Genomic DNA, 768 nt, shown 5'->3' on the forward strand with positions numbered 1-768 from the left:
CCGTCGTCGCGATCACGGTGACGGTGTTGCCGAGCACGCTCGAGACGGTGTTCGTGAGCAGGATGGGTGACGTCGCGGCAGGCGGCGGGATGCGCGGAGGGGCGCGCGGCGGGAGGATCTCGAGCAGCGATCCGGACAGCCAGCGGGAGATCAACGCGGCGGCTCCGAAGGTCGACGACCTGCTCCGGCGCATCGCGGGACTCTTCCGCGACCACCGCCCCAAGCTCACGCTCACCGTGATCCTCGTTCTCGTCGGCGCCGCCCTCACGGTGGTGCCGCCGCTCCTCACCCAGCTGGCCTTCGACCGCGGGCTCTTCCCGCCCGGCGGACGCCCGAACCTCCCGGTGCTGCTCGAGCTGGTCGGCGTCATGGTGCTGGTCTGGGCGTTCTCGGCGATCCTCGGCGTCTGGCAGACCTACCTCACCGCGACCGTCGGCAACACGGTCATGGGGGAGCTGCGCATCCGCCTCTTCCGCCACCTGCAGGCGATGGAGCTCGGCTTCTTCACCCGCACCCGCACCGGCGTCATCCAGTCGCGCCTCGCCAACGACGTGGGCGGCGTGGCCAACGTGCTCACGAACACCGTCTCGAGCGTGCTCGGCAACACCGTCACCGTGATCGCGGCCGTCGTCGCGATGCTCCTGCTCTCGTGGCAGATGACGATCGTCGCCCTCGTCCTCACTCCGGTGCTCGTCGTGGCCCAGCGCCGCGTCGGCCAGGTGAGGGCGCGCATCGCGACGAAGACGCAGGAGTCATTGTCCGAGATGA

Annotated in this window: 2 protein-coding genes; one reads left to right on the forward strand and one right to left on the reverse strand. The window is 70.1% G+C overall.

Going from position 1 to position 768, the window contains the following annotated elements; all coding sequences use genetic code 11:
* On the reverse strand, positions 1 to 193 hold a 193-nt coding region (locus tag C5C55_RS16925), incomplete at its 3' end, for a hypothetical protein (RefSeq protein ID WP_258072578.1).
* 43 nt (positions 194 to 236) lie between these two features.
* On the opposite strand from C5C55_RS16925, the gene C5C55_RS16230 reads away from it, so the two are divergent.
* Positions 237 to 768: ABC transporter transmembrane domain-containing protein (locus tag C5C55_RS16230; RefSeq protein ID WP_308471879.1), on the forward strand; the 532-nt coding region annotated here is incomplete at its 3' end.

Source organism: Rathayibacter sp. AY1C2 (assembly GCF_002931195.1).
Lineage (GTDB): Bacteria > Actinomycetota > Actinomycetes > Actinomycetales > Microbacteriaceae > Rathayibacter.